This window comes from Campylobacter concisus (assembly GCF_015230035.1).
Classification (GTDB): domain Bacteria; phylum Campylobacterota; class Campylobacteria; order Campylobacterales; family Campylobacteraceae; genus Campylobacter_A; species Campylobacter_A concisus_BK.
In genome coordinates, this window is sequence record NZ_JAAKZD010000004.1 from 154,741 (window position 1) to 173,332 (window position 18,592).

19 protein-coding genes, 1 tRNA gene and 1 pseudogene are annotated in these 18,592 nt (G+C 41.5%); 10 read left to right on the forward strand and 11 right to left on the reverse strand.

What is annotated here, in order from left to right; all coding sequences use genetic code 11:
• Positions 1-287 precede the first annotated feature (287 nt).
• From G6W41_RS04045 to G6W41_RS04055, 3 genes and pseudogenes are all read left to right on the forward strand, one after another.
• The gene (locus G6W41_RS04045; RefSeq protein WP_194170690.1) at positions 288-1,385 is read left to right on the forward strand and encodes a PepSY domain-containing protein; all 1,098 of its coding nucleotides are present in this window, start codon (positions 288-290) and stop codon (positions 1,383-1,385) included.
• Positions 1,366-3,481 (forward strand): annotated as a pseudogene (locus tag G6W41_RS04050) (TonB-dependent siderophore receptor). Before G6W41_RS04045 ends, G6W41_RS04050 begins: the two are co-directional and overlap by 20 nt.
• A 95-nt stretch (positions 3,482-3,576) precedes the next feature.
• Positions 3,577-4,089, forward strand: a complete 513-nt coding sequence (locus G6W41_RS04055; RefSeq protein WP_149701008.1) for a chemotaxis protein — start codon at positions 3,577-3,579, stop codon at positions 4,087-4,089.
• Here G6W41_RS04055 and G6W41_RS04060 read toward each other — a convergent pair.
• The 5 genes from G6W41_RS04060 to G6W41_RS04080 form a co-directional block, all read right to left on the reverse strand.
• Positions 4,086-5,660: a Na+/H+ antiporter gene (locus G6W41_RS04060; RefSeq protein WP_194170691.1), complete on the reverse strand. Its 1,575-nt coding sequence runs from the start codon at positions 5,658-5,660 to the stop codon at positions 4,086-4,088. The two genes, G6W41_RS04055 and G6W41_RS04060, sit on opposite strands and share 4 nt — an antisense overlap.
• Before the next feature lie 58 nt (positions 5,661-5,718).
• Positions 5,719-5,806: transfer RNA gene (locus G6W41_RS04065), tRNA-Ser, on the reverse strand.
• A 43-nt stretch (positions 5,807-5,849) separates the two neighbouring features.
• Positions 5,850-6,332, reverse strand: coding sequence for a GNAT family N-acetyltransferase (locus G6W41_RS04070; RefSeq protein WP_194170692.1), 483 nt, complete (start codon positions 6,330-6,332; stop codon positions 5,850-5,852).
• 2 nt (positions 6,333-6,334) lie between these two features.
• Positions 6,335-7,138: a M48 family metallopeptidase gene (locus G6W41_RS04075; protein WP_194170693.1), complete on the reverse strand. Its 804-nt coding sequence runs from the start codon at positions 7,136-7,138 to the stop codon at positions 6,335-6,337.
• A gap of 431 nt (positions 7,139-7,569) precedes the next feature.
• Positions 7,570-8,538, reverse strand: coding sequence for a putative transporter (locus tag G6W41_RS04080; RefSeq protein ID WP_194170694.1), 969 nt, complete (start codon positions 8,536-8,538; stop codon positions 7,570-7,572).
• Positions 8,539-8,647: 109 nt separating this feature from the next.
• Here G6W41_RS04080 and G6W41_RS04085 point away from each other — a divergent pair, with 109 nt between their 5' ends.
• Positions 8,648-9,094: a DUF411 domain-containing protein gene (locus tag G6W41_RS04085; RefSeq protein ID WP_087583658.1), complete on the forward strand. Its 447-nt coding sequence runs from the start codon at positions 8,648-8,650 to the stop codon at positions 9,092-9,094.
• 39 nt (positions 9,095-9,133) lie between these two features.
• Here the strand turns inward: G6W41_RS04085 and G6W41_RS04090 are convergent, their stop codons facing one another.
• Complete coding sequence (locus G6W41_RS04090; RefSeq protein WP_194170695.1) at positions 9,134-10,447, reverse strand: sodium-dependent transporter; 1,314 nt, start codon at positions 10,445-10,447, stop codon at positions 9,134-9,136.
• Positions 10,448-10,617: 170 nt separating this feature from the next.
• Here G6W41_RS04090 and G6W41_RS04095 point away from each other — a divergent pair, with 170 nt between their 5' ends.
• Positions 10,618-11,958, forward strand: coding sequence for a hemolysin family protein (locus tag G6W41_RS04095; RefSeq protein ID WP_012140520.1), 1,341 nt, complete (start codon positions 10,618-10,620; stop codon positions 11,956-11,958).
• Positions 11,959-12,192: 234 nt separating this feature from the next.
• Here the strand turns inward: G6W41_RS04095 and G6W41_RS10285 are convergent, their stop codons facing one another.
• The 4 genes from G6W41_RS10285 to G6W41_RS04110 form a co-directional block, all read right to left on the reverse strand.
• Positions 12,193-12,315, reverse strand: a complete 123-nt coding sequence (locus G6W41_RS10285; RefSeq protein WP_275944618.1) for a hypothetical protein — start codon at positions 12,313-12,315, stop codon at positions 12,193-12,195.
• Between the two features lie 74 nt (positions 12,316-12,389).
• Positions 12,390-12,950 (reverse strand): sugar transporter, encoded by a 561-nt coding sequence (locus tag G6W41_RS04100; RefSeq protein WP_242039896.1) that lies wholly within the window; start codon positions 12,948-12,950, stop codon positions 12,390-12,392.
• Positions 12,951-13,055: 105 nt separating this feature from the next.
• Positions 13,056-13,946, reverse strand: a complete 891-nt coding sequence (locus tag G6W41_RS04105) for a DUF3137 domain-containing protein (protein WP_194170696.1) — start codon at positions 13,944-13,946, stop codon at positions 13,056-13,058.
• Between the two features lie 10 nt (positions 13,947-13,956).
• Positions 13,957-14,520 (reverse strand): LemA family protein, encoded by a 564-nt coding sequence (locus G6W41_RS04110; protein ID WP_103647144.1) that lies wholly within the window; start codon positions 14,518-14,520, stop codon positions 13,957-13,959.
• Between the two features lie 158 nt (positions 14,521-14,678).
• On the opposite strand from G6W41_RS04110, the gene G6W41_RS04115 reads away from it, so the two are divergent.
• The 3 genes from G6W41_RS04115 to G6W41_RS04125 are packed head-to-tail and all read left to right on the forward strand — an operon-like array spanning position 14,679 to position 16,676.
• Positions 14,679-15,524, forward strand: coding sequence for a fumarate hydratase (locus G6W41_RS04115; protein ID WP_194170697.1), 846 nt, complete (start codon positions 14,679-14,681; stop codon positions 15,522-15,524).
• A gap of 9 nt (positions 15,525-15,533) precedes the next feature.
• Positions 15,534-16,094, forward strand: a complete 561-nt coding sequence (locus G6W41_RS04120; RefSeq protein ID WP_002942950.1) for a Fe-S-containing hydro-lyase — start codon at positions 15,534-15,536, stop codon at positions 16,092-16,094.
• Between the two features lie 42 nt (positions 16,095-16,136).
• Entirely contained in the window at positions 16,137-16,676 is a 540-nt protein-coding gene (locus tag G6W41_RS04125) for a hypothetical protein (protein WP_194170698.1), read from the forward strand.
• Here G6W41_RS04125 and G6W41_RS04130 read toward each other — a convergent pair.
• A complete protein-coding gene (locus G6W41_RS04130) occupies positions 16,654-17,127 on the reverse strand; it encodes a cysteine permease (protein WP_194170699.1) in 474 nt (157 codons plus the stop codon). The two genes, G6W41_RS04125 and G6W41_RS04130, sit on opposite strands and share 23 nt — an antisense overlap.
• Before the next feature lie 94 nt (positions 17,128-17,221).
• Between G6W41_RS04130 and G6W41_RS04135 the strand changes: the two genes are divergently transcribed.
• A complete protein-coding gene (locus G6W41_RS04135) occupies positions 17,222-17,599 on the forward strand; it encodes a RidA family protein (protein WP_194170700.1) in 378 nt (125 codons plus the stop codon).
• 81 nt (positions 17,600-17,680) lie between these two features.
• A partial coding sequence (locus G6W41_RS04140; RefSeq protein ID WP_194170701.1) for a retention module-containing protein occupies positions 17,681-18,592 on the forward strand: 912 nt, incomplete at its 3' end.

An 18,592-nucleotide genomic window follows, 5' to 3' on the forward strand; every position in this document is an offset into this window, starting at 1 on the left:
TCATTAAAATTTATATTTAAATAATAACATTTCATCGTCCTAAACGGACCCTCCTTTTTGTAGCGGTTAAGACTTTGCTTCCCCCTTTTCTGGCTTTTCCGCTTACACAAAGAGGAGCTGTCTCTCTTTTTTAAATCAAATTTTTTACCTTTCTAAACTCAAATTTCACAAGCGTTACTTTCTTTTTAAAATTATATTTTGATAATAGTTTTAAAAATTATAAAAGCAAAAATCTTATAAAATTGCGAGCTATTATCAAAACTAACTTTTAAAAGGTGGCAAAAGGGGTGAAATTTTTAAATTTAAAGCTTTTTTACAAGGTGCATGCATATTTGTCGCTTCTCTTTTTTATCCCGCTTGTTGTAGTTTGCTTTAGCGGCGCGATCCTAGTTTATAAAGACGAGCTAAACAGCCTTTTTCGCCCAAATATCGTAAATGTAAATTTAAACAAAGAAAATTTAAGCAAAAGGATTAGCTTTGATGAGCTAAGAAATATCATCGCAAGCAAGTTTGGCGGCTATGAGATGGTTGGTATAAATATCGATGCAAACCCTAAAAAGTGTGACAAAATTTGGCTAATCGAGCATAATGACAGCAAAAAAGAGTGGAAATTTATCTATTTTGATGCTTTTAGCGGCAAGATAAAGAGTGAGCCACTTGCGCATGATGAGGGATTTTTCGGGGTTTTGGCGCATATCCATGAGGAGCTTTTGCTTGAAAAAAGTGGCAATATCATCCTCTTTTTAACAGCTATTTTTACATTTTTTATCTGCATAAGCGGCTTTGTGATCTACCGTAAATTTTGGCTAACTCTGCTTAGACTGCGCGTAAATGGGCTAAATGTTTTTATGAATGACATCCACAAGATAATAGGAATTTTTTGCACGCCAGTTTTACTGCTCATTTGTATAAGCGGCGCTTGGTGGGAATTTAGGATGGCACGCATGCCAGAGTTTAAAAATGACTTCGTAATAGACGCAAAAATTTATAACAAAAGTTTATCCCTTGATGAGCTGGTCACTAGATCGAAAAAGGACATAAAAGGCTTTGAACCACACTTCATCTCGCTGCCTTTCATGCAAGGGGCAAACATCCGTATCTTTGGCTATGTGATATGGCAAAGCTTTTTGCATAACGAATACTCAAGCGTTATCACCTACGACAAAGAAAGCGGCAAGCTAGTTAGCGTCCTAGACATAAAAAATGCAAATTTAAGTGAGAAAATCCTCTCGACCTTTAGAAGATCGCACTTTGGAAACTACAACCAAACTACAAAATTTATCTGGTTTATAGTGGGTATCTCGCCGTTAGTTTTGAGCATCTCAGGGCTTTATCTGTGGTTTAGAAAATTTAAAAGGAGAAAAAATGAAAAAATTTTTAATTAGTTTGGTTGCATTAAATTTGATGCAACCTCAAATTTTTGCTAGCCAAAGCGATAAAATTTTAGAGGCAATTGATGTCGTAGAAAGTGAGCGAAGAGACGATGCAAACTACTTTGCAAAAGAGCTTGTAAAGAGCACAACAAGGCTAAATTTAACCTCTCGCCAAACGCCACAGTCGCTAACTGTGCTAACAGAAGCAAGGCTAAAAGATCAAGGCATCAAGGACTATCAAGTGCTTCTTAGAAATATCCCGGGCGTCACGCTAAACAAATGGGACGAGCGCGTATATCCGACGGCTCGTGGCTTTGCGATAGATTATTACTTGCTTGATTCGATGCCTAGCTTTGGTGGCTTTAGTCTTGGTGCAAATGATATGAGCTTGCTGCCTTATGAAAGAGTTGAGGTGGTAAAAGGGGCAAATGGCCTACTTGCAGGCGCTGGCAGCCCATCTGCAAGCTTAAATTTCATAAGAAAAAGGGCAGACTCAAAGGAGCTAAAAGGAAATTTTGGACTAAGTGCTGGCTCATACGATAGATACGGCGTAAATGGCGATGTACAAACGCCAGTAAATGAGAGCGGAAGCGTCAGAGCGAGGCTTTCATTTATGCATGAGAAGTCGCACTCTTATATGGATTATTACAACCGCAAAAATAGCGCGATTTACGGCGTCGTAGATAGCGACATAGGCGATAGCTCATGGCTTAGTCTTGGTTCGTTTTATCAAGAGCTAAAACGTCACGGCATTAGATGGGGCGGTATGCCGGCATTTTATACAGATGGCTCTAGGACAAATTTTAGTAAAAATGAAATTTTCTCTCAGCCTTGGACGAGATGGGACATAAAAGACGCTTGATTTTTACGCTGATTTTAAGCACTACTTTGAAAATGAAGCGAGCTTAAATTTAAGCTACTCATTTAGACGAGCAAACACTGACTCAAATCTACTCTACTATGGCGGAGCGGTAAATTTAGACGGTACTGGCAATATAAACGGTCTTTACACCTACGCAAACAAAAGAGAGGAGAACATCCATAACGTCGATGCGTATGCAAATATCACTTACGAGATAGCAAATTTATCTCATGAGTTTGTCTTTGGCGCGATGTATAACAACTATAAAAAAAGTAGTGATAAGGTAAGTAGCTACTTGGTGCAAAAGAACACGCCAGCTGGGCTTGCTTATACGGCAAGAAGCAGGATTGATTTTAAAAACTTGCATCTTGATGATCCAAAATTCCCTTACGAAGATCAAAACAATAAAGACAAAACGATACAAAAGGCATTTTACGCGGCAAATAAACTATCAATCACCGATGAGCTTAAATTTTTGCTAGGTGCCAGGGTGAGCTACTACAAATACGAGATCGAGGGTGGTAAAGGCAATAGAAATTTCACAAATGAGATCACACCATATCTTGGCGTCACTTACGACATCGGAGCAAACCACACTCTATATGCTAGCTACACGAGCATATTTAAACCTCAAACCGCAAAAGATGCAAATGATAAATATCTAGATCCTATCCAAGGCAAGGACTATGAAGTGGGCATCAAAGGCGAGTATCTTGACGGGGCGCTTCAAGCAAGTCTTGGCGTCTTTAAGATCGTGCAAGACAAGCTTGGCATAAACACTGGCAAGAAAAATCCAGCGACAAATGCCAAAATATATGAATCTGGCAAAGGTGTCACAAGCAAGGGTGTCGAGCTAGATATAAACGGCGAGATCACTAAAAACTTAAGCCTAAGCTTTGGTGCAACGCACTTTAACGCAAAAGATGCTAATGGTGAGAAATATGTCACCGACTCATCAAGAAGCACGGCAAATTTATTTGCAAAGTATGAATTTAGGGACTTTAGAGTAGGAGCTGGGGCTATGTATAAGAGTAAAATTTACACTGACAATGGCGCAAGAGAGATCACGCAAAAGGGCTACACCTTGGCAAATTTGATGTTTGGATATAAATTTGCTAAAAACTTTGACGTGCAGCTAAATATCGACAATCTATTTAATAAAAAATACTACGAGGGCATCGGCAAAAACAAGATGGTTTATGGTAACCCACGCACCTTTAATCTCAGCTTTAACTATAAGTTTTAGCTAAATTTACTCTAACGCGCCAGCTAAATTTCTAGTTGGCGCCATTCATTTTTTGCATAGTAGGTGTATAATTTCAAAAAACTAAGGAATTTGCATTGCTAAAAGTAGAAGTGATATATAAATTTTGTCTTGTTTGCGCTCTTGCTTGTGGGATCTGTCTGCTTGCATTTACTGGGCTAAATTTCGCCATGGGTGATTATAGTGAGTGGATGATGAGCGCGCACAAATTTGCAGGAGCTTTGATCGTTTGTGCTGTGATCTTGCACCTTTTTAACCGCAGAAGAAAGCTAGTAAAGCTCATAAATGAGATGATCGATGTCGCCACGCACCGCAAAAATCCAACGATCTGCAACATGGACCGCATCATCGCCTCGCTTGAGCCTTACACTATCAGTGAAATTTCACGCATGCTTGGCTTTGACGAGACTGAGTTTTGCAAGAGTTTGCGCGAAAATGATGTTAAATTTAATAGTCCCAGCCAGACTTTGCGTCAGATCGCACGCATGAACGATGAGAAGATATTTTTCGTACTCGTTCTCATCGTCGAAGCCAAATTTGGTAAGAGATTTTGCGGCGCGGTAAGCTGCAGCGTCGGGAGAAAATTTTAGTACTCGCTATGCTCCTGCCACCTTCGCTCCTCAAGGTCGATGTGATACAAAAAGATCCTGATGATCTCTTCGTCGATTTTTGGGTCTTTGTTTAGCTCACGAAGCGCCTTTCGCTGCTCATTTAGGATCTCAAAATAGGTCTGCCTGACCTCGTCGCTGATCTCGAAATTTTCATTTGAAAGCTCGAAATTCCAAACTTCTTTGAGTTTTTGGAACAAGAAATTCTCCTCATTGCAAAATTTCTCGCTTTGAAATTTAAGCGAAGCCTCGGCAAGTGCCTTTTTTATCTTGATCCTTGCAAGCTCATTTGGCATGTGGTCGTTAAAGTCTGGAAATTTGACACTTTTTATAAGTAGCGGCAGAGTTAGTCCCTGAACTACGAGCGTTAGCAAGATAACGACAAAGGTGATAAACAAGATGAGATCTCTATGCGGAAACGGCTCGCTACCAGCCATGGCGGGGATAGAGAGTGCCGTAGCTAGCGAGACTACGCCCCTCATGCCCGCCCAACCGACGATCAATGGTGCGGCTTTGCCAGGGTTGCGATCGTCCGCCACGCTGATATAGCGCTTCATAAACATCGTGATATAAACGGCTCCATAAGATGACATGAGGCGGATAACGATGAGCACGGCAGTGACCAAAACGCCGTAAGAGACCGCCTCAAAGAGCGAGACGCCGCTACGCTTTAGCCCTGCTAAAATTTCAGGCAGATCAAGGCCGATCATGGTAAAGGCAAGGCCGTTTAGCAAGAAAATAAGGTTGTACCAAACGGGGAAAGCGTGGATCCTTGTTGAAGCGGTTAAAATTTCGTTTCGTTTTGTCGAGAGGTAAAGTCCGCCGCAAACTACCGCCAAAACGCCGCTCGCGCCAAGCTCCTCAGCTAAAATATACATAACATAAGGCGTCGTGATCGTCATGATCGTATCGCTGTTCTCATCGGTTGGCAAGGTCTTATGCAAAAAGTAGGCTACTAATGCCACCACAAGACCGACCAAAACACCGCCAGCCACCATCCAGACAAAGCTTGCAGCCGCCTTGTACCAGATAAACTGCCCAGTAGTCACTGCCACTGCGGCAAAGCGAAAGATGATGAGCGATGATGCGTCATTTAAAAGGCTCTCGCCTTCTAAAATAGCGCTGATCCTGCGCGGGGCTTTGACAAATTTAAGGATAGCTGCCGTGCTCACCGCGTCTGGTGGCGAGACGATGGCGCCAAGCATGAAGCCAAGGGCGAGCGAGAAGCCAGGGATCACTAAATTTGCTATCAAAGCAACTGCTGCTGCGCTTATGAAAACCACGATAAAGGCGAAACTGCCGATCGTACGGCGCCATTTATAGAGCTCTTTTAGCGAGTTTGCCCACGCAGCCTCATAAAGAAGTGGCGGCAAAAATATGATGAAAATAAGCTCAGGATCGATCTTGATACTTGGTAAATTTGGCACAAAGCTAATGGCAAGCCCGCCAAGGACTAATAGCACCGGATAGGCGACCTTTAGGCGGTTTGAGACCATCACCAAAGCGATGATGATAGCTAGCAGTGCAAAAAATAGCAGTAAGTGTTCGATCATTTTGGTCCTTTAAATTTCTTTTTGTATTATGGCAATAGAGTAAATTTTGTCAAATTTTTGGCGGGTAGAGAGAGATTCGAACTCTCGGTGAGTTGCCCCACACACGCGTTCCAGGCGTGCTCCTTAAACCGCTCGGACATCTACCCAAGAAGAAGGTGATTATATCTTCATTTGCTTAATGCTTAGCTTTTAGAGCTTTAGCCCCAAGATAACGACATCTTTATACTCGCCATCCATCAGGCAAACGCCAGGCAGTTCGCCCCATTTTTCAAAGCCAAATTTCAAAAATAGCCCAAGGCTTGCTTCGTTTTTGCTAAAGATTAGCGCGATGATATTTTTTAAATTTAGCCCTCTAGCTTCATTTAGGCTGTGGGCTAAAAGCTGCTTGCCGATGCCCTTTTTAAGGGCTTTTTTAGCGACATAGATGCTTATCTCTACGCTTATATCGTAAGCGATCTTGGGGTTAAAGTCACTTAGCGAGCAGTAGCCTAAAATTTCATCATTTTCTTTGTAGATAAAGATAGGGCGCGAGTTGCCGTGGGCGTTAAACCAAGGCTCTCGCTCCTTTGTGCTAACTGGCCGCAAGTCTGCAGTCGCACTTCTTTCTAAGATGTAGTCATTATAAATTTGCGTGATCGCTTCAAGGTCGCTTAAATTTGCTCGCTCGATCAAGCCTAGCCTTTTTTGGCTGCTTGATATACTGGCTCAAGCTTTGCTGCGACCTCTTTTAGATCCTTGATCCTGCTCTCGTTTGATGGGTGAGTGCTTAAAATTTCAGGCACTTTGCCGACATTCATCTTGCTCATTTTAACCCAAACTTCGACCGCCTCTTTTGGATCGTACCCAGCTCTTGCCATTAGCTCGGTGCCTATGTGATCGGCCTCGGTCTCGTGTGAGCGAGAAAATGGCATTGAGATGGTGTATTGCGTAGCTAAACCTAATGCACTTGCTCCAAGATCGCCAAGTCCTGTGGCGGTTGCGACTGCGAAGATGCCGATGTTTTTGAGTTGGTCGGTGCTCGCTTGCTCCCTGCTGTGCTCTCTAAGCGCGTGGGCGATCTCGTGACCCATGACCGCTGCTAGCTGTGCATCTGTCAAATTTAGCTTTTTAATAATACCGCTATAAACGACGATCCTGCCACCTGGCATACACCAAGCATTTAGCGTATCTTCGTTGATAACATTTACTTGCCACTTCCATTTTAGGGCATCCTCTCTGAAAACGCCAGTTTGCGCGATCAGTTTTTTTGCAATATCTTGAACCCTTTTTGTGAGGATCGGATCGACATTTAGCTCGCCCTTGCTTCTAGCAGCTGTTAGCGTCTTGACGTAGGCTTGAGCCGAGCTTTGCTCCATCGCTTCAGAAGATACTAGCATGAACTGCTTGCGATCTGCGCCAACGACGCCTGACTTTGTGACGCTCGTGCAGCCTGTGATAAGCATGCTAGCTGTTAATAACGTAAGTAAAATTTTTTTCATTTTCATCCTTTTTGGATTAAAATTTGGCGTATTATAGCTTGTGTTGGATATGCATTGTTAAACGAGGGGTGAAATTTAAGTTTTGCGTTGGTTTTGGCTTTTGTAAATTTTAGAATTTATCGTATTTTTAACCGCATGCAGTGCGCCAGCACCATTGCATGCCACTTCTAACGTGCGAGGGGATTGTGGGATCTAAAGGGAGATAAGGGGACGGCTTCGTAATTCAAGTCCCCTTGTCTCCCTTTTAAATAAAAAGAAATTTACAAATTTAATCAAGCTGTCTTTGCAAATTTTAAACTTTCACTCACTCGCAAGAATTGACTACTAAAATTTGGCTTCGCTTATAGCTTAGCTCAAATTTTAGAGCCGAAATTACTCGTTCATGAAATTTTAAAATTTGCCTGAGTTTCTTCAGTATGTAAATTTAACCCTTACGCTTTATAATCTATATTTCTCTCAAATTCTCTCAAACGTTTATTGACCGATCTTAGCTCTGTTATCGTCGTCCAGTTATCGATAAAGACGCTAAAGCTCTCTCTGACCTGCGAAAAAGCATTGCTAGCTTGCACGAGGACGCCAAGCGTGATGACGCCGCTAAATAGGCCATTGCCCATGATGATGTAAGGCACGATGACAAGAATTTGCGAAAATGAGACGAGCCAGAGATTAAAGTAGCCGTAGTGCAAAAAGAGCTTATAGTAGTTTAGCTTGACCCCTGTAAAAAGCTCTAGCATAACGTTTGGCTGGCAAAATTTAAGCTTATCATCCTCGCCATAAACTAGCTCTTTTCTAAAGGCCGCCTCCGCTTTTTGGTTGTTATACTCAAGGTGCGGTAGCTTTATGCCCACAAACCACGATACGATGAGGCCTCCGATGCTAATTAGAAGCGCGATATAAACTAGCGAGCCCTCGATGTCCTTGATGAAAGGTAGGCTCACGCTCTTGCTTAGCTCCCAAAGCACCGGTATAAAGGCAATCAGTGTCATAAATGCCTTTAAAACCTGCACGCCAAGGCTCTCCATGATCTTAGCAAAGCGATAAACATCCTCTTGGATACGCTGCGAGCTACCCTCGATGTCGTTTTGGCAGTTTCGCCAAAATTTGAGGTATTTAAAGGTCATCGCCTCCCTCCAGCGAAAGACCCAGTGGCTCGCAAAGAACGATATCACCGTGTAGGTCACGACGTAAGGCATGGCGATCTTTAAGAAATTTAATATCCCTTGCCAAAACTCATCTACATTGTGATCCTTTGAGTTTTGCATGATGTCGTAGAAATTTTTATACCACTCGTTGATACGGACGTTTAGATGCGTTTGATAGACAAGCAGCAAGATGATAAATAGCGCTCCGCCGTAAGCCCAAAGCGCCCATTTTTTGTCTTTGAAAAATGATGAAAACATAAAGTGCCTTTTGTAAATTTTGGCAATTATAGCAGGCAAGGGTTAAGCATTTATATAAAATTTAAACCCAAACTATATCATTTTGCAAATTTCAACGTAAAGGAAAATGATGAAGAAATTTGCATTTTTAGCTCTTAGCCTTTGTGCGACCTTGGCGCTTGGGGCCGATATGAAGGTCTATAAAAGCCCAACTTGCGGTTGTTGTGGCAACTGGGCGAGTGCTATGCAAAAGGCTGGCTTTAGCGAAGAGACCATTAAAGTAGATGACTTGGTCAAGGTTAAAAAAGAATTTCACGTGCCACTAGAGCTTTCAAGCTGCCACACAGCTATCGTTGATGGCTACGTCATCGAGGGTCACGTGCCAGCTGATGAGGTCAAGCGCCTGCTGGAGCTTAAACCAAAAGATGCCGTTGGTATCGCAGTGCCTGGCATGCCTATGGAGAGTCAGGGTATGGAGCAAGGCGGCAAAGCCGAGCAATACGACGTCATACTCTTTAAAAAAGATGGTTCGCAAGAGGTCTTTGCTACCTACATTGGCTCTAAAAAGTTAAAATAACTTCAAATTTAGACTTAGCTCCTCTTTTGATGGGCTAAGTTAAAAAGAAATTCCTTTGCTAATAGCAATGATGCAGAGCAAAAAGGCTATTGGCACATAGATAAATTTACCAACAAAGTACCAAAATGAGCCGTAAGTTTTATTTGCTCCTGAATTTACTTCGTCTAAAATTTCTTCTTTTTTAATGATCCAAAACCAAGATATTGCGCCGATGACTGCGCCGATTGGGATGATGTAGATAGAGACAAAGTCCATCCAAGGTCCCCAACTACTAATAGGCTCCATAAACGCCCCAAACCCAAAGCAAACCACGCAAAGCAGCGCAAGCACCCAAAATCTACTAAGGCGTGGGAATTTATGCATGAGTGACTCAGCGACCACCTCAAACATATTTTGAAGCGATGTGATACCACCAAAGATGACTGCTGTAAATAGTATGATCGCAAAAATTTGACCGCCGATCATATTTTGTAAAATTTTAGGAAGCGTTACGAAAAGTAGCTTTGGACCTTCAGCTGGATCCATAGCGTAGGCAAAGACCGCTGGGATCATGACAAGTGCTGCCACAAGCGCTGCAAGCGTGTCGAAAAATGCCGTAGTTTTGGCGCTTTCTACGATGTCCTCATCCTTTGAAAGATATGCTCCATAAACTATCATGCCAGAACCAGTGATAGAGAGCGAGAAAAAGGCTTGACCCATCGCTGTGACCCACACCATCGGATCTTCAAGCTTGCTAAAATCAGGAATAAATAGAAATTTATACCCCTCAAATGCGTTTGGCAGCATCGCGACATTTATAGCCAAAATGGCAAATAGCACGAAAAATAGTGGCATCATTATTTTATTAGTCTTTTCGATGCTTTTTGCTCCAAAAAATAGCGTAAGAAGCGTGCCAACGATCACTATGAAGTGATATGGCAGGACCGAGTACTCATGAAGGGCAAATGAGTTAAACCAAACATTTGTATCAACGCTCATAAATGAGCCAGTAAGCGCCTGAGTAAGGGCTTTTAGCACGTAAGCGATGATGACAGCGTAGCCGATGGCTATGCAAAGTGAGCCAGCAAGTGGGAGCCAGCCGACGATACTGCCGATGACGCCTAAATTTCTACTTTGCCAAGCAAATTTATATGATCCTAGCGTGCCAGTCTTTGCTCGTCTGCCGATCGCATACTCTGCGCTTAAGCCAACGTATGAAAAAAGAGCTACAAAAAAAACGTAGATGAGTAAAAACGCTCCGCCGCCATTTGTGCCTAGTTTGTAAGGAAAGCCCCAAACATTTGCCATACCAACGGCTGAACCAACTGAGGCTAGTATAAAAGCCCAGCGTGATGAAAAATTCTTTTTGCTCATTGTAAAATCCATAAATTTAGTGATGAAAATAATGTTACCAAAATATGATTTAAGAACTTTTTATAAATCTTAAATTTAAGAAACGTTGTTACTTTTGGGCGTGGCTAATTTGACCGCTAAATATAAATTCGCTATAATCAGCCAAAATTTTTAACTCTTAAGGATCATAATTGTACCCCAGTAGCGATAACTCGCTTTTAATGGTAATACTTGCCATTATATTCATTTTACTAAACGCATTTTTTGTTTTGTCGGAATTTTCCCTTGTTAAGGTTCGCAAGTCTAGACTTGAAGAGCTCATCAAAGAGAAAAAGCCAAACGCCCAGCTTGCCTTTGAGATGTCAAACAAGCTTGATACATATCTTAGCGCCACTCAGCTTGGCATCACGCTAAGCTCACTTGCCCTTGGTTGGATCGGTGAGCCAGCAGTCGCAAGGCTCATAGAAGCCCCACTTAAAAATGTTTTTAATCTTAGCGATATCTTAGTTCATACAGTCGGCTTTGCGATCGCATTTACGCTTATCACGCTACTTCACGTCGTTATGGGCGAGCTTGTACCAAAGTCAGTCGCCATAGCCAAATCAGAATCAGCAGTGCTTAAAATCGCTCGTCCACTTCACTTTTTCTGGATACTTTTCTCGCCTATCATAAAGCTTTTTGACATTCTAGCTACATTTGGACTTAAAATTTTAGGCATCCAGCCAGCAAAAGAGAATGAGCTAGCGCACTCTGAAGAGGAGATCAAGATCATCGTTGGCGAGAGCTTAAAGGGCGGCGTACTTGATAGCTTTGAGACTGAGCTTATCAAAAACGCAGTTGATTTTAGCGACACGGTCGCAAAAGAGGTTATGACGCCAAGACGCGACATGATCTGTATAAACAAACAAAAAAGCTTTGAAGAAAATTTACAAGTCGTTTTTGAGTCAAAATATACTCGCTATCCTTATATAGACGGCTCAAAAGATATCATTTTGGGCATGATACACATTAGAGATATCTTGCAACTACACTTTAGCGAGGATAAAGAGAAGAGTTTTGATGCGATCGTGCGTAAATTTGTCATCGTGCCCGAGAGCCTCTCTATATCAAAGGTGCTTGTGATGATGAACAAAGAGCAAATTTCAGCGGCACTTGTCGTCGATGAGTATGGCGGCACGGCTGGACTTCTTACGATGGAGGATATCATGGAGGAGGTGCTTGGCGACTTTAACGACGAGCACGACGAGGTCGATCAACACTATAAAAAGATAAATGAAAACATCTATGAATTCCAAGGCAGATACGATCTAGAGAGCGTTGAGGAGCTTCTTGGCATAAGCTTTGATGAAGAGACCGATCAAGTAACGATCGGCGGATATGTCTTTAATTTAATTGGTCGTTTGCCAGTAGTTGGGGACAAGATCGAGGATGAAAACTGCTACTACGAAGTGAGAAAGATGGATGGAGCTAGCATCTCACGCGTAAAAGTTAGAAAAAAGATAAAAGAAGAAGAGGAGCCTGCTCAGGCTTAGTTTATAAATTTAATGGCTTTTGTGGCCATTAAATTTAACCTCACAAAATCATAAAAATAGGGCAAATTTAAGTGAGATTGCGCTTTTTAAAGACTTTAAGCCATTAAATTTAACCTCACAAAACCACAAAATTTAAAGCGACACCACATTTTTAAATAGCTCTCTAAAACGTTAGCATCGCTTTTTTGTAAATTTGGTTATAAATTTTAAAATGGCTTGCTAGTTTTAAATTTATTAGCTGCTTGCAAAAGTAGCCGAGTAATCTTGCTTGTGATATTTAAATTTACTAAAGCCAGTTAGCCTTGGCTCAGACGCAATACCACAAAAATTTGTTATAAATTTCTCTATTACGCTCATCTAGGCTGCAATAAGAGAGTCAAATTTTCTTTTGTTAAACCTTAAACAACGCCTCTTAATAGCTCTTTTGTAGTCTAGTTTTTATCTTGATAAAAGCGTGCTAGATCTTTGCCGTGCTTCAATGCTAGCTCGTAGTACGGCATGCCTGGGTCCTCACCTATCATCTCATATATCTTTTTACGAAGCTCTGGTAGGAGGCGAAGATCGCTATAATCTATCCTCTCTTTATATGCTGGCAAGCCTTGTAAAAGCAGGGCATTTGAGTAGTTTATGCCGCCAGTTTTGCTGCCAGTAATGTTAAATTCATTCTCATATTGCGCGCGAGTTAAGCCAGTTGGTATGCTAAGCTCTCCTCGTTGTAGGCAAATTTTATCATTGCTGCTGACGATATACTCTGGAAATTCTAACTCTTGGTAGTTGATATCTTCGTGATCATAATATACCCACTTTATAGCGTCTTTATTTTTGCGGTTGAAACTGCTTTTGTAGATGAAGCTTCCCGGGATGATAAATTCACGGCTTTTTAGCACTGGTGTATCTACTATATCTTTATAAACAGCAACCAAGTAGCAGTCACTAAAAAAATCAAGCGGCCAAAGAAGCCCCTCATTTGCTCGCTTTATAAAACGGTTCATGATATCAACTAAGATTTTGCCAAAGAAATATCTCTTGTAGTAATCATTATAGACGTAAAATATGTCGCCCTCTTTGAGCTTTTTCTTTTCTGATATTTTATAAATTTAGCTCTTCCAGATGTTTTTATTTAGCTCCAGATCGTGCATGATCTGCGAAAAGTCACTGATACTTGAGATGTAGTTTTGCACGCTCTCGTTGCTGTTTATCGGCTTTTTAAGATCAGGCTCAAAGCTATCCTTTCTAAGATCGATCGCGATAAAAATTTCATTTTTTAAAAACACTGCCGAGAGCGGGGCGTTAAATTTGGTTCTTAATCTGGTGAAATTTTCCATCAGCTTTGGCGTTAGAGCGTATCTAGCTGCGATCTGATCGGTCGTGTAGGTCTTAAAAAGCTCGTTAAATTTAGGGTTATCCATCGTCGCTTGCTCGCCCTCGCTTCTTAGATCAGATGTTCGCTTTTTGTCGCAGACATAGATCGTGGCGTTTAGCTCTTTTTTAAACTCAGCCTTTAGCAAAATGCCTTGAAATTTCACTGTTGTAGTAGTGCTTTTTTCGCCCTTTACTTCTTTTGCCGCATAAAAATCGCAAAGCTTAAACTGCGTGTTATCGATCTGTCCGTAGATCATATCTTCTGCATTGTGTCTATTGACATCAGCGTCATAAATTTTTAAAAAATCATTCAAACTTAGCCCGCCATTTGCGCTGAAATTTAGGCCATAGTTTTTTACGATGACGCCAACTACTTTTTGTTTAAATTTTGCTACAAGTTCGTTTTTTAGCCCATTTATCGTCTTGCCAAGATAAAAAACTCCGCCGATTAACAAAAAGAAAAATAAATTTCCAAGGTGCAGTGACGCCAAAAAACCAGTTGCAACTATGATGCCAAGAAAGCCATAAGCGATCATTTTAAAGGCTTTTTGCCCCATGGCAAGGCGCTCTTTTTCAAGCTCGTCAAGATCGCTTAGATCGATGCCTTTTAGTTCGTCTGCTTGCATTTTTTATGCCTTATTTTTTAAAAAGATCACCGACGTTTGGAGCAGCTGCTTCATTTTCAGGGATGTCAAAAAATACATCTTTGTGAAAGCCAAACATTGAAGCTACGATGTTTGAAGGAAACATCTGTGTGGCGTTGTTGTAAATTTCAACGGCTGAGTTGTAAGCACGGCGCGCAGCTGAAATTTGCTCTTCAATCTCATTTAGCGTGCTTTGGATGTGAAGTAAATTTTGATTTGCTTTTAGGTCTGGGTAGTTTTCTACGCTTACTCTTAAACCATTTAGCAAGCTTGAAATTTTGTTATTTAACTCAAATTTCTCCTCATTTGTTGATGCGCTTCTAGCGCTTTCTCTAAGGGCAGTGATGTTTTCTAGTAGGCTCTTTTCATGCACCATGTACTCTTTTGCAGTAGCTACTAAATTTGGTATGAGGTCATATCTTCTTTTTAGCTGTGCGTCGATGCCAGCCTCCACGCTTTTTACCTGGTTTTGCTTTGCAACGAGTGAGTTGTAAAGGCTGATGAAAAAGACAAAAATGACTGCGACAACAAGTATCACGATGACTAACGAATTCATAACTTTTCCTTTGAAATTTAAGTTTGTTGTAGTTTATCCAAAGTTGCTTAAGAGTATTTAAACACCGAGGTTGGGTGATTAAATTTAATATTATAATTTAATCTTAAATTTTACATATAATTTATATAATTAAAAATTGTTTTTTACGAGGAGGATAAATGAGAACGGTAAACGTAAAAGATATAAAAGAGACTGTTGCAAAGCTTTGCAAACAAGCCTGTTACGTCGTTACACCAGATCTAAAGGCTGCTTTTACAAAAGCACAAACCATTGAGAGCTCATCTCTTGGTAAAGATATCTTGGGCAAAATTTTGCAAAATGCCAAGCTAGCAGAAGAGGGCGTTGCGCCTATTTGCCAAGATACTGGCATGACTGTTGTCTTTGTCGAGATCGGTCAGGATGTGCATATCGAGGGCGGATATATCGAAGATGCGATCAATGAGGGCGTTGCGAAGGGCTACACCGAGGGCTATCTTAGAAAATCAGTCGTTGCTGAGCCGCTTTTTGAGAGAAAAAATACCACAAACAACACTCCAGCAGTCATCCACACTAGGATCGTCCCAGGCGATAAGCTAAAGATAAAAGTCGCTCCAAAAGGCTTTGGTAGTGAGAACAAATCAATACTAAAAATGCTTGTGCCAGCTGATGGCATAGAGGGCGTTAAAAAGGTATTTTTAGAGGCTGTAAAATACGCTGGACCAAACGCTTGCCCTCCAATGACAATAGGCGTTGGCATAGGCGGCACCATGGACAAAGCTGCACTTCTAGCCAAGCAAGCCGCAGTTCGTCCAGTAGATAGCAAAAATGCCGATGCTAGATATGCAAAACTCGAAGATGAGCTTCTTGAGCTTGCTAGCAAAACAGGCGTCGGACCTCAAGGGCTTGGTGGCGATACAACTGCCATAAAAGTAAATGTTGAGTGGTATCCAACTCACATCGCAGGCCTACCAGTAGCCATAAATATCAACTGCCACGCTGCACGCCACGCAGACGCCGAGCTTTAAGGAGATAACATGTCAGAAGTAAAAAGAATAACAGCACCATTTGATAAAGAGGTGGTAAAAAGCCTAAAAGCAGGCGACAATGTCCTAATCTCAGGCACTATCATCGCAGCTCGTGACGCCGCTCATAAGGCACTAACAGAGGCTCTAGCACGTGGCGAGAAGTTGCCAGTTGAGCTAAAGGGTGAGACTATCTACTACGTCGGACCAACACCAGCTAAACCAAACCAAGCTATCGGTGCAGCAGGTCCAACAACAAGCGGCAGAATGGACAAATACACACCAACTATGATAAACGAAGTTGGCATAAATGGCATGATCGGCAAGGGCTACCGTAATGATGCAGTGGTTGATGCGATGAAAAAATCATGCTGTGTTTATATGGTCGCTATCGGCGGTATCGGAGCGGTCATTAGCCAAAGTATCAAAAAATATGAAGTCTTGGCTTATCCAGAGCTAGGACCAGAGGCAGTCGCAAGGCTCACAGTAGAGGACTTCCCAGCGATAGTCGCTATCGACTGCGAGGGCAATAACTTCTACGAAGTCGGTCAAGCACCTTACAAAAAAATCTAAATTTGATCCGCTAGCTTTGGGGCTAGCGGAATTTCTCCCAAAATGAAAACTTTTTACAACGATCAAGCAAAGCCACTACTTAAATTTTTTACCAAAACCAAAAGCGAGCTAGTAAATTTAAAGCTAAAGCAAATTTTAAACGAGGGCTTTATCTTAAAACCGCAAGGGATATTTTTAAAAAGTGCCATAAGAAAAAGGCAGAAATTTGAAGAAAATAAGACGCAAAATGAGTGGTCGCTAAATGAGATAGTGGTCTTTGAAAGCGAGTATGAGAGCCCTGAAGAGTATTTTAGCGATGTGGGGTCGTTTGTTGTGAAATTAGCTGATAAATTTAGAACAAGTGGCATTAGCGAGGAGTTGGTCTTTGCTGTTTCGTTTCAGGCGTTGCAGTTTATCACGCTGAGTAGCGAAGAGTTTAAATTTATATATGAAGACTACGACGAGAGCACAAATTCCGCTCACATCAAAATTTACGCCAAAAGAGAAAACGACGAAATTTTACTATATAAAGATAGGATAGGGGGCTACAAAACCGAGGCGCTAATCGTTTACGAGGTGGCTAGTAGTAGCCAAGACACATAGTCTCAGTTAGTTTTATGCGCTTTTCAAAGGGCGCTGGCGAGAAAAATTTGCACTTTTCGATGTAAATCCTATACGAGTAGTTAAGCTCGAAATCATCATAAAATTTCTTTAAATTTAAAAATTTGATACCGCAAATTTCATGAAATTCAAAAAGATCATAAATTTTAGAGCCATTTTTGGCGACAAGGTGCGAAGGGGCAAGCGAGGTAAATGAGCAAAAAACGCCAGTTGGCACGAGGCCATTTAAGGGCGTGCAAGCTTGTAAAGCGCTTGCAAATTTCTCTGGGACGCTCTTTTTTCTAAGAAAAACGATGCGCGAGTTTTCAAATTTAGCGCTGATCGCATTTTTCCAAAAGAGGTAGGCGTTTGATGAGATGCCGGCGTTTTTGGCAAGCTGAGCGCCAAGCACGTAGTCATCTAAAAATTCGTTTGGTGCAAGGGTTATTTGCATCTTTGTCCTTTTGAAATTTTGCTCATTATAGCCTTTGGTGCCTAAAAATTTAGAAATTTATAGTAGGATTTTGCCAAATTTCAAAGGAGAAGATATGAAAAAACAAATTTCAACAAAAAACGCCCCACAAGCGATCGGACCATATTCTCAGGCGATTAGCGCGAATGGATTTTTATTTATCTCAGGTCAGCTTGGCGTCACACCAGCAGGTGAGTTTGCAGGCAGCAATGTAGAGGCACAAGCGCAGCAGTCACTTACAAATTTACAAAACATTTTGGCTGAGGCTGGACTTAGTTTTGATAATGTCATAAAGACTACGATCTTTTTAGCAGATATGGCAGATTTTGCTAAAGTAAATGTCACATACGCTAAATTTTTCAAAGAGCCATATCCAGCCAGAAGCACGGTGGCTGTGAAGACTTTGCCAAAAGATGCACTTGTAGAAATTGAGGTTATCGCAGTTTGCAAATAAACATTGTACTTAGGTACAATTTACAATAATTATATTTTTACTTATAATAATGCAAAATAATCTAAAGGAGAAAGGACTTTTATGGCAACTCAAGTAGGAGTAATCAAACAAATTTCGGGCTTAGTGGTGGCTGTAGATCAAAACGGCGTTAGCCGCGTTTTAAAAGTTGGGGATGCTTTATATCTTGGAGAGGTTATAAAAACATCTTCAGCAGCTTCTAAAGCCGTAGTTTCAATGGATAATGGCAAAGATGTCACTATTTTGGGTGATGAGTCGTTAAAGCTTGATGAAAATGTAGCCGCAGGAGAAAAACCAAATACCGTAGCAGATGTTAGCGACTTACAAAAAGCGTTGCTAAATGGCGAAGATCTAACAAAACTGGAAGAGACTGCTGCTGGTGGTAACGCAGCCGCAGCTGGTGGCGGAGATGGCGTTAGCCTTGGTGCAGCGTCATTTGATGAGGGCGGTCACTACTCAAATATCAGTGAAAATTTCCGCTCTTTAGGCGATCTAAACAGTGCAACAGGCGCTGAGAGGATAGGTGGCGTAAGCGGTGGAGCATCAGGTGGCATTGCAGGAACTGGAGCAGATATAGATACTACTCCAGCTAATAAACCATCAATCGATCCAATCGACAATGATGATCCTAAGATAACTGGTAAGGTAGAGAACCATGAGAAAGACACTTCTGTAACTGTAACATTCCCTGATGGAAGCACAGATACTGCAAAAGTAAATGATGATGGTAGCTGGGAAGTTCCAACTTCAGGTCATACCCCACTTAAACCAGGTGAGACTGTAACAGCAACAGCAGAAGATCATGGTGGTAAGAGCGGTCCAGCAAATTCTAATGAAGTAGGCGACGTTACTCCAGCTAATAAACCATCAATCGATCCAATCGACAATGATGATCCTAAGATAACTGGTAAGGTAGAGAACCATGAGAAAGACACTTCTGTAACTGTAACATTCCCTGATGGAAGCACAGATACT